This is a genomic window from Parahaliea maris (assembly GCF_008064665.1).
Classification (GTDB): domain Bacteria; phylum Pseudomonadota; class Gammaproteobacteria; order Pseudomonadales; family Halieaceae; genus Parahaliea; species Parahaliea maris.
The window spans coordinates 27,101-47,548 of sequence record NZ_VRZA01000002.1; the positions used below are offsets into that span (position 1 = coordinate 27,101).

General features: G+C 62.4%; 4 protein-coding genes. 1 reads left to right on the plus strand and 3 read right to left on the minus strand.

The window, feature by feature from the left end; all coding sequences use genetic code 11:
- Window positions 1-43: 43 nt before the first annotated feature.
- Window positions 44-15,667, minus strand: coding sequence for an LEPR-XLL domain-containing protein (locus FV139_RS04675; protein WP_148067111.1), 15,624 nt, complete (start codon window positions 15,665-15,667; stop codon window positions 44-46).
- Between the two features lie 536 nt (window positions 15,668-16,203).
- On the minus strand, window positions 16,204-17,334 hold the full coding sequence (locus tag FV139_RS04680) for a glucosaminidase domain-containing protein (protein WP_148067112.1): 1,131 nt from the start codon (window positions 17,332-17,334) through the stop codon (window positions 16,204-16,206).
- 140 nt (window positions 17,335-17,474) lie between these two features.
- Between FV139_RS04680 and FV139_RS04685 the strand changes: the two genes are divergently transcribed.
- Window positions 17,475-19,901 carry an AsmA family protein gene (locus tag FV139_RS04685; protein WP_148067113.1) on the plus strand — a complete coding sequence of 809 codons (2,427 nt, stop codon included), beginning with the start codon at window positions 17,475-17,477 and terminating at the stop codon, window positions 19,899-19,901.
- On the opposite strand, the gene FV139_RS04690 is transcribed toward FV139_RS04685, so the two are convergent.
- Window positions 19,840-20,427, minus strand: coding sequence for a hypothetical protein (locus FV139_RS04690; protein WP_148067114.1), 588 nt, complete (start codon window positions 20,425-20,427; stop codon window positions 19,840-19,842). The two genes, FV139_RS04685 and FV139_RS04690, sit on opposite strands and share 62 nt — an antisense overlap.
- Between the last annotated feature and the right edge of the window lie 21 nt (window positions 20,428-20,448).

The following is a 20,448-nucleotide window of genomic DNA, read 5'->3' on the forward strand; positions in this document are numbered from 1 at the left end:
GAAATCTCCCTCCGCCGCAACAGCTTGTTTGTTGCATTAGCCTCTACGTTATCTGCAACTGCCTGCCGCTAAACACGGCCTTGTTATGCCATTGAATCAGGCCTGCGCTGGTTGCCGGGGCGCCCGCATCAGGCGCGGTTGTATCGAGGAGCAGCACGTCCTCTGCGTCCATCGTAACCGGCTCCAGGTATTCCCCGCTGTCCTCGTCAAATACCTGGATGTCTGGCTCTTCCGCCGTACTGAAGCGCTCCCCCGTCCCCAGGGCATTGGCCATGAAGGCAATGCCCGAATCGTGCTCGAGACCCACAGCGTGGCCGTACTCGTGCAGCAGCGTGCTGATGAGGTCTATCTGTTCCTCTGCGGCACCGACACCGGTGTACCAGCCGTGACCGGCTGCATTGTGGTCGAGCACGATGCGCTCGCCCTCAAAGCGCGCAAGCTGGTTGCCGGGAAGGTCATCGACAACGATAGCCAGTGCTGCGAGTGCCTCCATGTCGACCCCGGGCACACCCTCCATCTGTGTAATGGCCTGCTGTGCTGCGGTATCGATGGTCGCAGTGGTGAGCGATCTCGCTGATTCGGCGTCGTCTGCAATGCCGGAGGCCATTAGCGCCGACGCCGCGTAGGCAGGATCGTCGCCGCGGACCAGGAAGTCCGAGAAATGGCTGGAACCCTGCAGGCTGAGCACACCGAACTGGCCGTCATTGAGGATACTGTTGTAGGAGTGGGTGGCGATGGCTGTGCCATCCAGGCTTATGCTGGCGGTACTGCCGAACATGGTGACTGTCAGTTGGTAATCGACGCCGGGTTCCAGGTCGACCGGGGCCGCTGCTTCGACTCGCCACTGGCCATCGAGGAAGTAGCCGATGATCACCTCGTCGTTTGCTACATCCAGGGCGGCGAACTTGAATTCGTCCTTGCTGAAATAGTCGAAGACGAAGCCGCCCTGGTTTTCGGTATTGAGGGTGCCCAGCAACTCCAGGCGGGTAAACGCGGCCACGTCCACGCTGTCTACCGCCACTGCGGGCAGGTGCCCACCGTCACCGTGCAACTGGCCGCCATCGGTGCCCCAGCCCCCGCGCTGGGCGGTGAAGGGATTGCTGTTGGCGCCGGTAAAGTTGGTGCTGTAGGTGAAAGTCCATTGTGGGGGCAGCGTCTGCACCTGGAAATCGTCAAAGCGTGCTATTGCGTTATCGGTGCCGAGGCCCAGCATACTGTTGTTGTTGAGGGCTTCGCCGAAGTCGAAGGAGGCATTGATGCCCTGGTCGACATAGGCGGTGGCCCGGGTACCGAACAGCACCACCGTAAGGTCAAAGTCCTGGTTGGCTCTGAGCTGTACGTTCACCTGGGTGTCGATCACCCAGCCGCTAGCGTCACGGTGGCCGATTTGCAGCTTGTTGGTCGCCAGGTCCGCGCCGGCAAACTTGAAGTCTTCCGGGCCCCGGTAGTCGAAGATGACATAGCCATTGGACTTGAAGCCGGCCTTGTCCTTGTCGGCGTTGATCGTCACCAGCACTTCGGTATACATCGGCTGCTGTGTACCCAGCGGGTAGAGGCCAACCACCTCGCCACCCTGGGCTGCCGGGCTTGCCTCCAGCATGCCGCTGGACAGGTTCAGGTTGCCGACATCGGCCGCCAGGGGGACGGCCGCAGCGGCATCGTTGAACAGTTCGCGTCGCATGATCTCGCGCTTGCCCTGCAGGTTACCCGGTTGCGGGTCGTTGGGAGCGCCGGTCTGGTCCTGCCAGTCGTAGTCGGTCTGGCGCACCATGCCCAGCTCGCCGTAGGGCTCGAAGGCCCGCAGCGGGTCCGGGTCGTCAGTGCGGACGTCGTCGCGTTTCTGGTCGACAAACAACTGGGCGTCCACGGTGTTGTTGAGCAGGGCGGGGTCGACCCGCGCATCGATACCGTCGCTGGCGGACAGGGAATAGAGGAACTCGGGTACCTGGGGCTGCAGGGTACGGCTGATGTGGAAGGCGCCGAAGGGGCTGAAGGGCACGATGTAGCTGTTGTATTCCCCCACCCAGTCGATGGCCCGATCCGCCCCGGTATTGAGGATCATCACGTCGCGACCAGCGCCGGAGTACACGATGTCGGCGTAGGCCTGGTACTCATCCGCATCCTTGTTGTCCAGCGGGTCGGGCTCCGGGTCATGGGGGCCTACCCGGCCGGTAAACCCGGAATCGTGATTGTCGTCCATGTTCAGCAGGTCGAAGCCGCGGCCGCCGTACATGTGGTCGCGGCCGGTGCCGCCGACGATCCAGTCATTGCCGAGGTCGCCGAAGATCCGGTCGGCGCCATCACTGGCCAGGACCTCGTCATCGCCCTCGTACACGGGGCCATCGGGCCCTTCGGTTTCATCGAAGTTGAGTAGGAAGTCAATCGGGTTGGCGATGCCGGAGAGGGTCGCCAGCGGCGCGATATCACCCGCCAGCGCGTCGAAGTCAAACATCAGCTTGCGGCGCGGATTGAACTCGTCGTACCAGGCGAACTCGTCGCGAGTGCGGGCACGCTGGCCATTTTCCTCGAGAATTTCCTTGCCTTCAAAGCGTAGGATGTCACCGGGGTTATAGGGCGCGAAGGCAAACCAGAAAGGATTATCGGTGAGCAGGTCCGCGACATCACTGATGCCCTCGGGGGTGTTCGGGGGTGAACTCTGCATGGCCTGCAGGAAGGTGTTGAGCGCATCGAAGCCACCGCTGACCTCCCCGCTGTAGTAGGTGGGCAGCGCCTCGGCGCCTGAGACTGCATCGTCGCCGTCACCACTGTGGATGAAGTCGTTCTGCAGGCCGCCAAAGATGATGTCGTTAAAGCGAATGCTGGCGTCAAACTCGCCCCTATTCTGGCCGTCGAGATCGTCGGTCCTGAAGGCGAACAACTCCACTCCCTTGACCAGTTCGTTTTCCACGTTGATGACCGCCCGCTGGATATTGCCGGGCGAACTGATCACCGCATTCAGCGAATTGGGATCGGGTTGCTCGTTGTTCTTGAGATTGGTCTGCTCGGCACTGCGCGCGGCGATGCCGTACAGGGACTCGTCGTAGGTGTCGCTGTTGCGGCGGGTGAGGATAAGGCCATCGTCGCCGACGATACCGTCGATACCGGTACCGCCGAGCAGGAAGTCATTGCCGATCTCACCGTAGAGGTCATCGTGTTCGCTGTTACCGAAGATGACATCGTCGCCGGTCATGCCGTGGACGATATCGTCGCCGCTTTCGCCGTAGATGAGGTCACCCTCACCCCGGGCGGAGGGCAGGAAGCCCAGCGTTTCACGTTCGCCTCCCTGGTCGCTATAGCCGTAGCCGTAGTCGCCGAGGTTGACCGCCCGAACCCTGATGGTGATTTCGCCGTTCGCCGCGCCGTAACCATCGTCCTGGAAGCCATAGGCGACCACCGCATCGCGGTCGTAGTTGAACACCGCATAGCCGAGCTGGTTGCCTTCCAGCACCGGGTCGGTGTCGGCGACCACGATGCGGAAGATATCGCCGTTGTCGCCGAGGATGGTATCGGCGTCGGTGGCGTGGCGCTCGGCCTCGGGTACGAGGGTGTCGGCGCCGATGTCGTTGGCCCCGCTGAAGTCCGCACTGCGGGAGAGCAACGCGGGGTTGCCCGCGCCGCCGTAGATCATGTCGGCGCCGTCCGGGCGCAGGACGTTGGCGTCGGCCAGGTCGTGGATGGGGTCATTGTCCCCCAGGCCAAACAGCATGGAGCTGCCGCCGATCAGGTCGTCCTGGCCGAGGTTGCCGTAGATCCGGTCGTTGCCGCCGTTACCCTCGATGTAATCGTCGCCGTCGTCGAGGGATTCGAACACGTCGAAACGCAGGGTGAATCCCTGGTCATTGCCCGGGTTGAGGTCGACCCGCTGGGTGAAACTGCGCAGGTCGAAGGAGGGCTCGGCGTCCTGGGCCGGATTGTAGATATCGAAATCGCCGGGTTGCTTGAGCTCGCCCAGAGCGACAAGACCATCGCCCTGGATGATGTCATCACCCAGCTGGCCAAACAGTTCATCGTCTTGGGCGGCGCCGGCCATTACGTCATTGCCGAAGGGGCGGGGATCTTCCCAGTTGCTGGCGGCGTCGGTCTCGATCTGCTCGGAATGATCGAGCAGGATGACCGTCCGCACCAGGTCCATGTCCTGGTGGGGCTGGAAAGTACCCGTCACGTCGGCGCTAAAGCCCACATCGATGTCGGCCAGGTTATCCACGTTATCGCTTTCGAGACGATACAGCAGGCCGTTGGCCGTCATCCGGAAGCGCGGGCTGTCGGTATCGTCCTGGCGGATGACGATGGCATTGTCCCCGGCTAGTACGTCGTCATCCTCGCCGCCATCGAGAATGTCGTTGAGTTCGTTGACATCCGCAGGGTTCAGGTCCGCCAGTTCTGTTGGCGTAATGGCCAGGCGATCCACCGCCGGCATATCGTCCAGTTCGTCGTCGCCACCGGACACGTTGTGCCCACCGATCAGGTCATCGTCTCCGGTGCCGCCCAGCAGGATGTCGTCGTCCTGGCCACCGATCAGGATGTCGTTCGCCGCATTGCCCCAGATGACATCCTCGAAATCATTGTGGCCCCCATCTCCCGACAGATCGGCGCCGTCGGCTTCACTGGTGAAGATCGAGAAGAAGTGGTTGTTTACGAAGAACTGGTCCAGGCTCGGCAGGGTGGGGTAGAGCTTGCCATGGTCGCCGAACAGCAGGTCAGCGCCGTCCGGGCCGTCCACCCCGTCGGGCAGGGCCTCGTCAGTGTCACCGTAGAGATTGTCGTTACCAGTGCCCCCCATCAGCACGTCACCGGCAGCCGCGCTGCTGTTGCCATTGCCGTAGATCACGTCGTTGCCGCCGTTGGTCGGGGCGATGACCTGGATGCGGTCCAGGGTCGACAGGTCGGGCGTCACGGCGTCGTCGAGGCTAACGACGCTGCCGCCCAGGTGATCCTGCACGTCGGCGCGACCGGCGATACCATCCGCAGGCAGTGACCAGTCCAGCCGGCCGTTGTCACCGAGCAGGATGTCCTCGCCGGCGCGAGCGGTTGCCAGGGCCAGCAAATCGGCACTGGTTTCACCAAAGATGAGGTCGTCGAACATGCCGCCGATGACCACGTCATCACCGTCGTTGCCGTGCAGGGTGTCAGACCCACCTTCGGCGAACGACTTGCTGCGCAACAGGACAGCCTGTTCGAAGCGGAGATACTTCTGCCCGCCGTCACCGAGAATCTGGTCGGCCCCCGGGTTCGGCGCCATGGTCAGGCCATCGGCTCCGAGGTAGAAGTCACCGTGCACCAGGTCATCGCCGGAACCGCCCATGGCCACGTCGCCGGTGGCCAGGGACGTGTTGTCGTTGCCGTAGATCTGGTCGTTGCCGCCGAGGATACCGGTGGCGAGGGTTTCTATCAGGTCAACGGTCAGTGGATCACCGTCACCGCTCGCGGTGAAGCTGCCGGAAATGACGGCGAGATCGGCATCCGAGGCGACATCAAGGCGCACCCGGCCCTCGTCCCCGACCAGGGTGTCGTCCCCTGCGGTGGTGACCAGGTCGGCCACAGTGTACCCGACAGGAAGCCAGGCCTCGCCGTGCAGTTCATCGCCCCCGACACCGCCGAGGATGATGTCGCTGAAATCATTGCCCTGGATGTGGTCGGCGCCTCCCTGGGCGTTGCTGGCATCGGTGGTTTCAATGCGGGTGACCAGATTGTTCACCAGGTCGATCTCACCCTGGTCGCCCACCAGGATGTCTTCGCCACCCAGTTGTCCGTAAAGGTCGGCAACGCCACTTTCGTCGGTTATCTCGTCGTTGTCACCGAACATGCGGTCCGCGCCGGTGCCGCCGAAGGCGGTATCACTGCCTGCATTGCCAAAGATATGATCCACGCCGCCCACCAGCGGTGTACCCGCGGCGGTTTCGATCCGGTCCAGGGTCAGCCGGTCAGTATCCGGGCCGAAGGTGTAGTCCAGCAGGCCGTTGTCACCGAGGATGATGTCGTTCCCATCCATAGTCGGAGCCGGCGTTTGGGCATCGCCGTAGAGGTGATCGATGCCGCCGTCGTTGACCCCGCCCAGGATGACGTCAGCGCCCGAGTTGCCGCTCATCACGTCGGCGCCACCGGAGCCCTCGGCAATGTCGGTGGTGGTGATCAGGTCGATCGCCGTGCCCTGTACCAGCCGTCTACCTTCCGTGCCGGCGAGGAAGATGTCGCCGTTATCGCCCAGCATGACGTCGTCAAGGTCATTGACCCCGGAAGAGGCGCTGGCATTGTCACCGTAGATGAAGTCGCCGGCTTCTCCCCCCAGAAGGACATCGGCATGGGCGTCACCGGAGATGATGTCCACGCCTCCCAGACCGTCGTTATAGCTGCGGATCAGGTCGATGGAGCTTACGTCGCCATCCGGCGGGCCGTTCAGCGGGTTGTTGTCACCGTCGGCGCTCCAGTTGTAGTTCAGATGGATCAGGCCGTTGTCACCGAGAATGACATCCTCCCCGACACTGCCGGTGAGCACGTCGACGCTGCCGTTGACACCACCGAGAATAATGTCATCGCCCACCTGACCGTAGGCGGTATCGGCGCCGCCACTGCTGTTGGCGGTATCAGTGGTCTGGATGTAAGCCAGTTTGCCGAAATTGCCCGGATCGATCGTGCCGACGTAGACCAGTTCGCCGTTGTCGCCGAGGATGATGTCTTCGTCACTGACCTCGGCATCGGTGGGGCCTCGTCCCGGACCGTGTCCGCCAGCGAGCAGGAAGGGGTTGCCCATGACGTTGGTGGTGGGGTCGTCGCCGTTGTTGTCACCGTCGCTGCCGCGACCGCCGATGATCACGTCATTGCCATTGTCGCCAAAGAGGGTGTCTCGATAACTGCCCGCGGGATCACTGGCGAATACGGAGGCAATACGCTGCAGACGCCGCTGGTGGAATTCCACCACGCCGCCGTCGCCGATCAGGATGTCCTCGCCGTCGGGATTCGAGGTGGCCGGGTCATTGGTGTTGGCGGTCGCGGCCCGCGGGTCCACGTCGCCTCCGCCAAGATCATCGCCACCGCCGCCGAGAATGATGTCACCGGCTTCGCCACCGGAGAGGATGTCATTGCCATCGCCCGCCACGACGTCGGTGAGGATGAGGTCGAGGCTGCCGCTGATATCGTCGGCACCCGCCTTGTAGGGCGCTGCCAGGGCGGCGCTGCCGTTGCCGACCACGAGGTCAGTCCCGGGAGACACCCCGTCGAATTTCACCACAATGCCGTCATCGCCGAACATGATATCGGCGCCCACACCGCCCACCACGAGGTCGTCCTCGGTGCCCCCGAACATGATGTCCGGCTCGCCCTGGCCGTGGAGTTCGTCATTGTCGGCGTCGCCGAACATGATGTCGCGGCCGCGGCTGCCGGTCATGTAGTCGTTGCCGCCATCGCCGTGCATGGTGTCGTCGCCGAAACCGCCGGACATCACATCGCTGTCGTCGCCGCCGGACATGATGTCGTCCTGCTCGTTGCCGAACAGCACATCGTCACCGGCTTCCCCGTTGATGATGTCGAAGCCCTTGCCGCCCACCACATGGTCGTTGCCGCTGCCACCGTCGATGGTGTCGTTGGCCGCGCCGCCAAAGATGATGTCGTTGTCGTCGCCGCCGTCGATAGTATCGTCCGCGCCGGCACCGAGGTCGGTGCCGGTGAACTTGCTGGTGAGGTCGAGCAGGATGGCCTGGATCTTGTCGTCGGTGCTGACCGCGGGGTCGTCATCCAGCGGGTCGTTGGGTACGAAGGGGGTGAGGTTGAAAGAAGATACGTCGAGGTGGCCACCGGTCTGGTCAAAGCCGAAACGCACGCCATCACCGATAATCACATCGTTGCCGGCGTCACCTGACAGAGTGTCGAGCCCGCCGCCGCCGATGATGATGTCGTCCTGGTCGCCGCCGCTGATCATGTCATTCCCGTCCAGCAGGGTGACCCTCGCGCCAATGCTCTTGTCGGTGTCTACACCGTCCCAGTAGGTGCCGTCGTCGCCGAACAGCACGTCATAGCCGGCGCCGCCCTCAATCTCGTCATCGCCCAGTTCGCCGTAGATTTCATCGTCCAGGTGGCTGCCCACCAGGCGGTCGTTACCGCTGCCCCCTCTGATGACGGCTCCAGCGCCAGTCGAGGCGGCCGCTCCCCCGGGTATGAACTCGATGACGTCATCCCCGACACCCCCCTGCAGGTTGAAGGTGATAGGGGTGGGGGATTCATGGAAGTCGGTGAAGATCATGCTGTCGTTGCCCTGGCCACCGAGACCAACAATGTGCGTGAAATTCCCGCTGTAGGTCTGCCAGTTGTTGACGCCCATGGACGGCGCACGAACGCGGATATCGCCACCCTGGTAGTCGATCTCGAAGCTCTCGTTCCCGTCACTGGTATCCCCGTTCAGGCGGTCGATGGCATTGGGGCCCATGTTCAGCATGAGGGTGCCATTCTCGAGATCGGTAGCAAGTATGGGCGGGCGGTCAAAGGGAATGTCGAAATTGAAGACGGGTTCAGGCCCATAGATGTTGCCACCGGTCTCGAACTCGACGATGCCGAAATCAATGACCAGGTACCAGAACAGTTCCGCCAGCAGGGCACCCTGCAGGTCGAAGATCACCAGCGGGTTGTTGGAGGTGTTGAGGGTGTTGAGGATTTCGCTGATGTGTACGGCGCCGTCGTTGTTGGGGTCGTACCAGTCCCAGCCGATCCGCGCGGTTATACCGCCCCCCACGCCGCCACTGGCAATGCCAAGGTTCAGTTCTGCGGCGGCGGTGAGGGTCATTTCGAGGAAGATTTCCTCGATGTCTGTCCCGGTGGTGACCAGGCCGTCCTCGCCAGCCTCGCGGTCCCCGAAGAAGAATCCGTCGAAGATGAGACCGGGGTTGGTGAAGTCAGACTTGGCAAAGCGATCGAGACCGTAGGTGTCAAAGCCGAAACTGAAGTCGGCACCCACATAGAAGCCAAAACCAACCGAAGCCCCGAGTGGGCCGAATATGGTGAAGAACTGTTCGTAGTCAAAGCCGACCCCAAGCCGCGGTATGTCCACCTGCACGAGGGTCACTGGCTGCTGGATCAACAGGCCCAGCAGGCTGGCCGGATTGTCCAGGAAGGGGAAGGAGAACAGTGAACCGGGATCACCGATGGACAGGTCCGTCGTGAATGCCGCCTTGGTGCTCGATTCGGGCAGCGCGTTGATGGCGTCATTGAAGCTGTTGATGGCAGAACCCGCATTGCTGATGAAGGTCTGGGCATCGCCGATCACGTCGTCAATCTTGGCATCGACGTCGAACAAGGCATCGCCCAGCATGGGGTTGTCGTCATCAAAGAAGCTCAGGTTGCCTATCGACAACAATACGGCTTCATCACTGGCCTGGATGCTGTCGAACAGGTTAAAGAGGGGCTCGAGGTCTTCGATGAAATCGAGGAACGCCTGTGATTCATTTTCGCCCAGCGCGCTCGCTAAGGAGAGCAGGGTCACCGGAGGTGCCCCAACCAGTTCGGTCAGGGCACTGAGAATAGGGATGGGTTCGTCCAGGGTGTCGGTGATTTCAGCCAGCGGACCAAGGAAACGGTCGATCTCCTTGAACATCTCTCCGAGGAACCCGCCGAGGAAGCTGGTCAGGTCGACTTTCACATCGCCAAAGTCGATCAGCTCCAGACCGGCAGCAACGGCGTTATCCACCAGCCCCTGCGGTGTCAGCGACCAGTCCATGACAAAGTCAGTGACCAGGCGCGGGAACACCACGTCCAGGTCCTTGACCCCTACCTGCAGTTCCAGGTCCAGCAGGTGATCGTTCCCGTCGAGGGCGCCGCCACCGATCATGGTGTCGAAGCCGAGGTTGCCGATATCGGAAATCGGCAACAGGTCGCCGCCGGCGGTGTTGGAGAGGTCAATGTCGAAATCGAACTGCAGGCCGCTGCCCCTGTTCTCTACGATGAGTTCCAGAAAGCCGAGTTCGCCGCGGAACAGGTCGCTCTCGGGCAGGTCCACCCGCACGTCTACGTCCAGTTCCTTGCCGCCGCCCTGGTTGAGAATGACAAAGGCGCCGTCTGCCTGGTTTACACCGAGGCCGATGTTGATGGCCCAGGCCAGTTCCACCGCCAGCGGCATGTCGACTTCCATGCCCAGCAGGGGCACTCCCACGTCGAAGCCGAGGTCGAAGGGGACGGAGTAGGTGTCTCCCAGGCTCAGGTTCCAGCGCACCTCGTCATCGAAGATGTCATCGATATCGTTGGCCAGTTCCTGGGCGGTGGCGACGATGTCGAGGCCGATGCCGGTGAAGAAGTTTTCTATGAACTGGGTGACGTCACTGACTTCGATGTCGTTGGTGTTCGCGATCAACTGACGGAACTTGGTGATGAACTGATCGCGGAAATTCTCGATGAAGCGCGCCCCGTCAGCCAGGTTGTCGCCGATGATGGGGATGCCGATACTGGTGGCCTGATCCAGCAGGTCCTGCACGGTCTCGAAGAACAGGTCCGCCAGATCGGTGAGCAGCAGCAGGTTGTCGAGGGGAGCGAACTCATCGAGGCCGGCCACAAAGTCATCCACCAGGCCGGTCAGTTCATCCAGGGCGGCGCCGGGCAGCAGGCCGTTGTCGAGCAGGCTCTGGGCGTCGTCGATGATGCTGTTGCCGGAAGCGGTGATCTCTCCGAGGAAACCGGTCAGCCCGCCGTCCACGTCAAACAGCGGAACGCTGATAGTGTAATCCTGGGTGTCGATTTTGGAGATGAAGTCACCGAAGGTCACGGCATCCAGCGACTTGATCCCGCTGGGGCCGAAGTTCAGGCCCCCGAGGTCGAAGTCCAGCTCGATGTCCACCAGGGCATCCATCACCTGCACCGGCATCTGTCCCACCTGGGCGAGGAACACCGAGCCGACACCGTCGCCGCTGTCGTTGGTTGCGCCCTCGCCGACAATGGTGAGGTCGCCGTCAAAGCCGCCCTCGGGGTTGAACAGCTGCACGTCGCCCGGATTGTCGAGATTGATGCCGATCCTGAAGCCCCAGCCGAGGTTGCCGTCGGCGCGCAGCACTTTCGAGCTGGTGAGGTTGGGGATGCCGTCGCCGAGATCAACGTCAAGCCCCAGGGTGGTGCTGACGGACTCCGTGATGTCGAAATCCAGGGTCAGGTAGGGGGTACCGTTGACGGTCTGGACGTCGATGTCCAGGCCGCCGGTGCTTTCGTCAAGGCCAAAGGCCCCGCGCAGGGCGCTGGCCATGCCCTGCAGGGTCAGCGTCGGGGCATCGACAAGGTTGCCGTTGTCGTCGAGGAATTCCGCCTGCTCCTCCAGTACGCTGGCGGCGCTGGCCACGGCGCGGTCGACGCCATCCCGCAGGCCCAGCAGGTCGCTGAAGGAGCGATTGACGATGGGGATGACCTGGCTCAGTACCGGGTAGGCCAGTTCCAGTTCCGCCACCAGGTCGCGCAGGCCCTGCAGGGCGTTCAGCAGGTCGCTGTAGCTCATGTCGATGTAATCAGACAGGGTGCCAACGGTGTCAAGGCTGGCGAGCAGGTCACTGCTGTCGATCAATGGCGCGATCGGGTCCGGACTTGCATTGGGGTTGCCGAATCCGGTGAGGTGGAGGTCGATAACCCCCGACAGGCCGTTGAGTGCCGATGTCAGGTTCATCGCAAAACCGGGTTCGTCAAAGCCGTCCTGTACCCGTACGTCCATGGTCAGGTCGCCGAAATATGCCTCCTGGCTCAGGGCGCCGACGACGCCACCGGAACGCGGTGGAGCGTCATCGATCTCGGTGACATGAAAGAATTCTGCAGTGTTGACAAAGTTGCCGGTCACCCCGAATAGCAGCAGGCTGCCGACATTGCCGGGTGCGTCGACGTCCAGTACATAGGCGGTACCGCCGGAGCCGGCGATAATCCGGTTGCCCGCGGCTACGCTGGCGAACTGCGGGCCGCTGCCGTTGTACTCCAGTCGGTCGAGCTTGCTGACCAGCGGATCGGTGACCACCTCCAGCGCGGGCTGGTTGCCGGCATAGGTATCCTGGATGTCTTCCTGGATGGCCTCGAGGGTGACCTGGCTGCCCGGGGCGCCACCCTCCGCCTGCAATTGGGCACTGAACTGGGCGCCCAGGGTGCCGTCCACGCCGATGTCCAGTCCGACAAGGCCCAGCATGGCGGTCCCGGCCACTCCATTGGTGGGTAGTTCCGCGATGAACGCGCCCTGGAGGATGGCATCGCGCACGAAGAACCGCGCTTCCAGATGATCGAGCTCCTCGTCCAGCTGGGGGGTCAGGTCGAAACCGTAGGTGGCGGCGAAGGCGGTGCGGGCCTCGATCGTGACAAACTGGTCTTCCTCTGTCACGGTGTTGAGACTGATGGGGTTCCCTACGCCTACCGGAGTGAGATTGAACTCGCCGAAGGGGGCGAGGTCGACGTTGAAGTCGAAGTTGGCGCTGAAGCCTTCCACCGCCGGTGTCTCGGGGTCGTCCACGCCAACCGAGACGCGCCGCGACGACATGATGTTGATGTCGAAGGTCAGTTCGTTGCTGGCCGGGTCGTAGGTCGGGTTGATGCCACCGGCATTTTCGAAACCGACCACATCGCCGGTAAACAGGGGGAGCGACAGGATTTCCGACAACCGCACCGCCATTTCCTGCGCCGTGCTAAAGGAGGGAAACGTCTCGAACGCGCTGCTGTCGGGTATCGGGCGACGCTCCAGCAGTCGGTCGCTGCCGTCCTCGGTGCCGCTATCGTTGAAGATGCCATCGGCGCCGTTATCGTAAATCAGGCTGTTCTTGATCATGTCCTCAAAGACCACCAGGTCCTTGAGTGTGGCATCGGTAAACGGAATCCCGTAGTTGGCGAAAGCTCCGTTCTGCATCAGTGAATCGAGGGCGGCCCCCAACTCACCGAGCATGCCGATAAAGGCACCGGGGCCAATTTCATTGAACTGCAGTGCCTCGGCGAAATTGATCAGCTGCAGTGTGCCATCCGGAATCGGGTTGGGAATGGCGGCACCGTCTCCGGAGAGAGGGTTGACGGTGTAGTCCAGGTAGAACCGGTTGACGGGAATTTGTTGGTCGTCCTCGTCCAGTATGGGCTGGTCCATGTCATTGAGCAGGATCGGGACGAGTTCCACCAGGCTGGAGGTGAAAGGGTTGATGTTGCCGACGATGGCCATGTCCTGCGGATCGTAGTCGCTGTTGCTGCCGGCTTCCCGCAGACCCTCCTTGACTTCCACGGGCAGATTGAAGGTCAGGCTGGCGTTGTCGCCGGATGTCTCGAACTCGACGTCCGGAATGCCGGAGCTGCCGTTGAGTTCCAGGCCCCGCAAGCCGGCGTCGAAGGTGAGGGTCTGGGAAATCTCCAGTGATTCCCCGCCCGCCGCGGTCAGACGAATGTTGCCGGTGTCTTCATCGGCGGTGACGTTACCCAGGCCGGCGGCGCCCAGGGCATTGTTGAGGTCGAACAGCAGGTCGTCGAGGTTCTGGTTGCCGGTTTCGACAGCCAGTTCCAGTACGCTGGCATCGTCCGCCACCAGCACAATGCTGCCGCCGACCTCCAAGGCGGATACCGCGAGACCGGCGGTGGAGAGTGCAGCATCGATAGCTGTCGCAAGTTCGGCGCCAGTCGTGCGGGCATCGTCGGCAGCGACGTCGATGGTGGTCGGGCTGCCGTTGACGATCAGGGTAAAGCGGGCGCCGTCAAAGGTGTTGTCGAGAACATCATTGAAGCTGGCGTTGCCCACGGGGTTGTCTGCGGTCAGGGCCAGGAAACTCGCCTGGCCTGCGCTGAAACCGAGCCCCATTTCGGTGGTGTCATCCGCGCTCAGTATCTCGATGGCGGTCACCCCGGCTGCTGCCTCAAGGCTGAACACACCCGCGGATTCGGTTGCCGTCACCAGGCTTCCCAGTCCCGCCGCGGCGATAGCGTCGTTCAGGTCCGCCAGGAGGTCGCCCGGGCTGGCATTGGGGTCAGGCAACAGGGCGCTCTCCAGCACGCTCACAGCCTGGGTCGTCTGGGTGCCGTCCGACTCGGTGACACGGAGTTCGAAATTGGCCTCCATGTCACCGCCCGCGTCCAGGGTACCCGTACCGTTGGCCGCATTCTGGGCCACCAGGGGATTGACGACGGTGGTAGTCTGGTTCGCTCCGAAACCGATATCCTCGCGCTCGGCGCCCGGGAAACGCAGTGTAACCAGGCGCGGCAATGCGCCGCCTACCGAGAGCAGGAAGCTAACGTTGTCTCCGAATTCATTGCTCGCCGGCGATCCTGTGGCCAGCAGGGGTGTTTCCAGCGCCAGGCTTTCAGTATCGAAGCCGAGCGCTCCGGGGTCAGTGGCGACGAGGCTGAACATCAACTCATCGCTGCCGCCCAGGCTGGCTTCCACGATGTCCTCGAGCCCGGCAGCAACCAGAGCTGTCTGCACATCCATCAGAAGGTCGCTGGTACTGCCGTTGTTGCCATCATCGACCACCAGTACATCCGCGCTGAAGCCGACCTGCCCAACTCGCAGTACAAATCCGGCATCGTGGGGCAGGTCCGGGGCTGGCAGCGGGTTGGCAGCGGTGACCGTGCCGCTGGCTGATTCGACACCGTACTGGCCCGTTTCAAAGCCGAGGACGGCAGGTGTGTTGGGGTCGATCAGTTCGGTCAGGACCTGCCCCTGCAGGTCAATCTCGCCACCCACCACCCGGGCCCCGAGGAAACCGATATTCAGGTTGAAGTCCTTGTTGTTGTCACTGGCGGCGACCAGGAACTGGAGGTCTTCGGTGTGGCGCAGGAAAAAGTCCTCTGCCCCCAGTTCCAGTTCACTCTGGCCGCCGGTGTAGACGCCAAACTCGAATCCGAAGCTAAGGTTCGCGGCCACGGGCAGGGTGACCGGCTCCGGTGCAAGGGCGTTTCCTTCGAAGGCCAGCAGCAATAGATCGTCTGCCTCCAGACCCAGGTCGATGGGCATCTGGTCCCGGGTAATGGTCAGCGAGAAGGCCAGGGAAAAGGCCATTTCCGCGTCGGGCTCTTCCGTAAGATCCGTGGCGCTGATGAGGTCGAAACTCAGCGTGTGCTGGCCACCCAGGGCAGTGAGCTCGACATCGAATCCCTGCAGGGGTCCGAGGCCGTCGTTGACCAGGGCGTCGACGAAGTCTTCGGCGGTCTGCCCGCCACCGGCTATCACGGCCAGTTCATTCTGCAGTGGCGTGAAGAGCAGGGCGTCCAGCAGTTCTGCCGTGTCGACGAACCCGTCATTGCTGGTGTCCCAGTTAGCGAGGATGGCCTCGTCATCGTCATCGGTGAAGAGGGCCTGGTCGACCACACCATCCTGGTTGGTGTCGACGTACAGGCCAAACAGGTCGCTGACTGCCGGCGCTTCGTACTCGATGTTTTCGTCATCCCCGTCGGAATGCAGGAGGAAGGGGATGCGCTGGGAGAGATCGGCCTCGGTGGCAAAGAAATCCGTCAGGCGTGCCTCGAACAGGTCAAAGCCGTCGCCCATGGCGTCTGCGGCGGCGGGCATGAAGTCTGCGCTCAACAGCAGCCGCGGTTCCAGTGGTTCGATGAGGCTCGCTTCATAGCCCGCCCGAAACCGTCGCCACACCGGAGAATGGCGGTGTCGCGCTGCGGGGCGAAACAGGGAGGGGCCCGGTCGGGAGCGCGGAGCCCACTGGCCGAAGGCGAGCTGGGAATCGGTCTCTGAGCGAAGAAATGGATAGGCCATGGCATTGCTCCCTGCAGTCTGCAGACCTGTACTCCGTGATCCCGTTGGGCAACAGAGGCGCGCCCCGTCCGTTGGGGTCCCGGATTTTTTTCACAGAATGGGAACTGAAACTAGCACCGCGACATTACCTGTCAACGCGGCTCAGTGCAGGGAAAATGAATGTAAGGACTAGCTATTGTGCATTTTTTATCACCCGGGTGGGCTAATATAGCGAATATTCACTAGCGATTGCGGCGGCAATTCCTCCCGGATTTTATGCCGGCTGGACAGCGTTGACCTGAGCACTTCCCGTTAAGTGCCTGATATCAGGAAGGTTCAGCCGGCCAGGGGGAGGTGGCGGCAGGGAGCGAGGTCGCATTTTACAGTCAGGTGACGGGAGCACTGACGCCGGGTTTCATATGCCAAAAAAATATAGATATTCTTGCGACAACACCGGGGATTTCAGCGCGATCCACCCCCGGCATCATTGAACTGTCACATCATTTACCGGCAGGACCCCACAGCGTGGAAGGCTGGGTGCCTCGGTGCTCGAGAATCTATTCCAGGCGCATACGTTCCAGAATCTCCTGCATCTCGCCACTGGCGCGCATGGCCTCGATGCCGTCCCGCGTCTGCTGCGCGGCCTCTTCGCTCTCCTCGGTGAGCAGGAAACGGATTGGTTCGTCCCGCAGTACGGCGTGGTCGGCAATGTACAGGTGGTTGTGACGGATCATTCCCTTGAGGGAGTCCACGTACTCTGCCCCTCGCTCCGAGTAGCTCAGCAATCCGTCGGCCAGGACCAGCGAATCCAGCGGTTTACCCTCGGCGCGCAGTTGGGCCCGCAGGTGCCGGAAGTCCTCGTAGGCTGGGTGTGTCATCAGGTTGATGAAGTAGCCGCGCACACTGTCGAATGGCCATTCAAAGGCCTTGATCTGGTGGTTACCTTTGCTCGCGCGCTGCTCCTTCGGCTTGATGCCGTCGTCTTTATAGGTCCACTGCCCAAACAGCGAATGGCCCTCGACGGCGAAGCGGGAAGTGCCATAGCCACTTTCATAGGCCGCCTGGCCAAGCGCGAGGCCGGGTGGAACCTCATCCAGACGGTAAAGCAGGCTCTCGATCATCGCCTCCAGCTCAGGGGTATTGCTCTCCAGCGCCTCCATGTATTCCCGGGTTTCACCGGGCAGCAAACCGGCAAGCCGCTGCAGCAGGGCGAGACTCTCCGGAGATACCTTGCCCTGCGTGTCCAGTTCCTTGCGGGCCTGCTCCAGGCCGCGACGGAATTCCGCCACCATGCTGTTGGCATGCATGACCAGCGGCAGCATCAGGCGGTAGAAAAAGGCTTTCTTCTGCTGGACCGGCAGTGCCTGCGATGCCTCTTGCCAGGAGGGCTTGATCCGGGTGACCAGCAAATGAGGTACCTGCAGCGGTTCGTCGTCGGTAGGGGTGCCCCACCAATTTTCCGCTTCGAGGAACTCGATGGTGCTGTCGACCCCTGCTGTCACCACGACCTCGGTCTCCGCCGCGACCAGGGACCCGGATGCCCTGGGGGGCGGTACCGGAGCGGTGCTGGTTTCTGCCGCCGAGGCAGTACCTGAATCTGAATCTACCTGTTCCGGGGCCGGGTCGCCGCAGGCCTGCAACAGGAGCAGTGGGATAGCCAGGAGGGAGCAGATCAATGTGCGGGGCATGGGCGGCTCTCTTCAGTCACTGTGATTTGGGCGTCAGTCTAGCGAACGGCTTTCCCTATCGGCAAGCCATCGGGTTTCCACTACGGCAGGTGATGGCCTAGAGTGTTCGCTAATTGCCTGTCAAAGACGACGCCCGATCGATGAAGTTATTGAAGCCCGCCCTGGTTATTTTCCTCCTTCTCTGTGCTGCTCTGGCCGGACTTCTCGCCTACCTGCACTTTGCGGATCTCAATACCTATCGGTCCCGGATAGAGGCCGCGGGCACCGAGGCCCTGGGGCGGGAACTGCGCCTTGCAGGGGACCTCGAACTGGACCTCTGGCCCCAGGTGCTGCTGGAAGCCAATGACCTTCACCTGGCCAACGCCGAGTGGGGGAGTGAGCCGGAGATGGCGCGACTGGGTCATTTCTCCCTGCGCATCGACCCGTTGTCGGTTTTCAGGGGGCCGCTGCGCATCCTTGACCTGCGCCTGGCAGATGTCGATGTGCTTATGGAAACCAGTGCCGATGGCGAGAGCAACTGGGTGTTCTCCGATACCCGGTCCACTCCTGCGCCGGCAGGCGGCTCCCGGGGTGGCGAGAGCCTGGCGATCTGGCTCGAGCAGGCGGAAGTGGAGCGGGTACGCTTTCGGCAGCGCAGTAAAGAGGGTGAGGAGGAACGTGAAGTGTCCCTCTCCTCCCTGGCCCTCGAGGCCAACCCGGAGGGCGAACTCGAGTTATCCGGGCAGGGTGAAGTGTTTACGCTGCCCCTGGCCATTGCTGGTCGTGCCGGTCCCATGCTGGTCTTCGAGCAGACTGGCGCACTGGACTACGAGTTGTCGTTCAATCTGGGTGATACCCGCCTGGCGGTCGAGGGTGAGCGCGAGGCGCCGGCTGGGGGGGCTGGCTCCCTGCACTCGCGTCTCGAAGTGTCCGGGCTCCAGGCCCTGCTTGACCACCTGGCGTTACCCCTCACGATACCCGGCCAGACCACGCTCGACCTGGTGTTGCGTGAAGCCGGCGACGGCCTCGAGGGTCATCTGGATGGCCAACTGGGTGATGTCACACTGACCGCGCAGCTGGCTGGCGATGATCGCGCGCTGTCCATTGAGGGGGTGCTGACTACCCTGCAAGGGCTCGCGAACATCGCCGGCGTGTCGGGGCTGCCCGACGTGCCCCTCGAATTTGCAACTTCCCTGGGATTCGACGACGGCCTGCAGTTGCATCAGCTGGAACTCAGTGCCGGGGATACCCGACTCGCAGCCAGCGGCAAGGTCGGCGGTAGCGAGGCCGTCACGACACTGAAGGTGGAGGCGCGGGGTGAACAGGCCGCGACCTGGCATACCGCCCTGCCAGCGCAGCCGTTCGCACTGTCGGCCCAACTCGACCTGTCCGCTGCGGAGCTGGTTGCCGACCCACTGCTACTGGAGTTGGGAGAGAGCGACCTGCAGGGCTCGGTTCGGGTGCTCACGGCTGAAGCACCCGCGGTGACGCTGGATTTACAGTCCAGGCGGATTGACCTGCCGCAGCTCACCGGTACCGAGGTTGCGGGTGCGCCAACGTCTGTCGCCGGTGGGACCGAGGCACAAGCCGGCAAGCAGGGCGCAAAGCGCAGCGCGAGTAAACAGCGCTACGTGTTCACTGATGACCCCTTACCCTTCGGTGCACTTCAGGGCAACGAGATCGATGGGCACTGGACGATCGAGGAGCTGGTTACCCCTGTCCTTGGCCTTGAGTCTGTTGATCTGGTAGCCAGCCTCCACCAGGGCAGGCTTACAGCGGACACTTCCTTCTCGGGTGCCCAGGGTGGTGTGGGGCGCAATCACCTGGAAATAGCCAGCGAAGGTGAAAGCGGTACCCTGCTGCTCAGTAATCGCCTGCGGGGACTGAGGGTCAATCTCGCCTCTGGCGAGGTGTCCCAGGCCAGCGATATTCCGCCGCTCGATCTGACGCTCGACCTCACCGCCATGGGCGCCAGTGCCAGGGCCATGGCCGAGAGTAGTGAGGGCGACATACTGCTGACCTTTGGCCGGGGACTCCTGAGCAATAACCTCATGGAGCGCTATTCGGGTGATATTCTCGCGCAACTGGTGACCGCGCTGAACCCGTTTGCACAAACCCAGACCCAGGCACAACTGCAGTGCGTTGTGGTGGGGGTCGACATTGAGGAGGGGTTGGCGCAAATCGATCCAGTGCTGCTGCAGTCTGCCAAGTTGCAGGTGGTTGCCGGTGGTACGCTGGACCTGAACACCGAGAAGCTCAATATCGAGTTCAATACCCGGCCGCGCTCCGGGGTGGGGGTGAGTGCGGATATGTTCGTGACCCCCTTCGTGTCACTGGAGGGAACGCTGTCCAGGCCGGGGGTCGGAATGAACGAAACCAGTACCCTGCTCACGGCAGGAGCAGCCATGGCGACGGGCGGCATGTCGATTCTGTGGAAGGGGATGCTGGACCGTGCTTCCGGTGCGCTGGACCAGTGCAAGACCACACTGCAGGAGTACCAGCATCCGGCGCTGGAGGATGGGGCGCCTATTCGGCCGCCGGCATCGCCGATGCCAGGGCTTTCAATGCGGCTTTCTCCTCATCACTGAGCGGCACCGGTTCACAGCGCGGGTCGGTTTTCTGGATGGCCCGCAGCATGGTCGGGGTCAGGGGGATCGGGTCGCAGCCGTGGCCCTGCTCGCACACCAGGTCCCACTGCGGTTCGGCCTTGACGTGGCAGGCGAAACAGTTGCCGCCGAAGCGGTTCACCACGTCGACAAAGCCCCGGGCGGTGATCTTCGAGCCTTCCGGGCTGACTTCCAGTTCAAAAAACTCCCAGTCGTTGGTCGCCGGTGAAAAACCGGTTTCGCGCTTCACCATGACTTCGGTGGGCACCAGCTGGACCACTGAACCTTCCGGGTAGCGGCCTCCCTCCGGGGAGTTGGCGACCTGCAGGGTGGCGTCCAGGTTGCCGGCCAGGTTGTCGACGAAGAAACCCCGGACCGGGGTCATATCGCGAATGCAGTCGAACGTCTCGGCGCTGATCTCATCCCCACTGAAGGCGGAGGCGGACACCGTCAGGCCCGCTGCCACAAGCAATACGTTGAGGCCTGTTGTCTGTCTGGTCTGTTGCATGGCCGAGCTCCTTTCGTTCAG

What these genes read in the sequence shown, in the direction of transcription:
- FV139_RS04675 (WP_148067111.1), bottom strand. Translation starts at nt 15,667, where the DNA reads ATGGCCTATCCATTTCTTCGCTCAGAGACCGATTCCCAGCTCGCCTTC.
- FV139_RS04685 (WP_148067113.1), top strand. Translation starts at nt 17,475, where the DNA reads ATGAAGTTATTGAAGCCCGCCCTGGTTATTTTCCTCCTTCTCTGTGCT.
- FV139_RS04690 (WP_148067114.1), bottom strand. Translation starts at nt 20,427, where the DNA reads ATGCAACAGACCAGACAGACAACAGGCCTCAACGTATTGCTTGTGGCA.
- FV139_RS04680 (WP_148067112.1), bottom strand. Translation starts at nt 17,334, where the DNA reads ATGCCCCGCACATTGATCTGCTCCCTCCTGGCTATCCCACTGCTCCTG.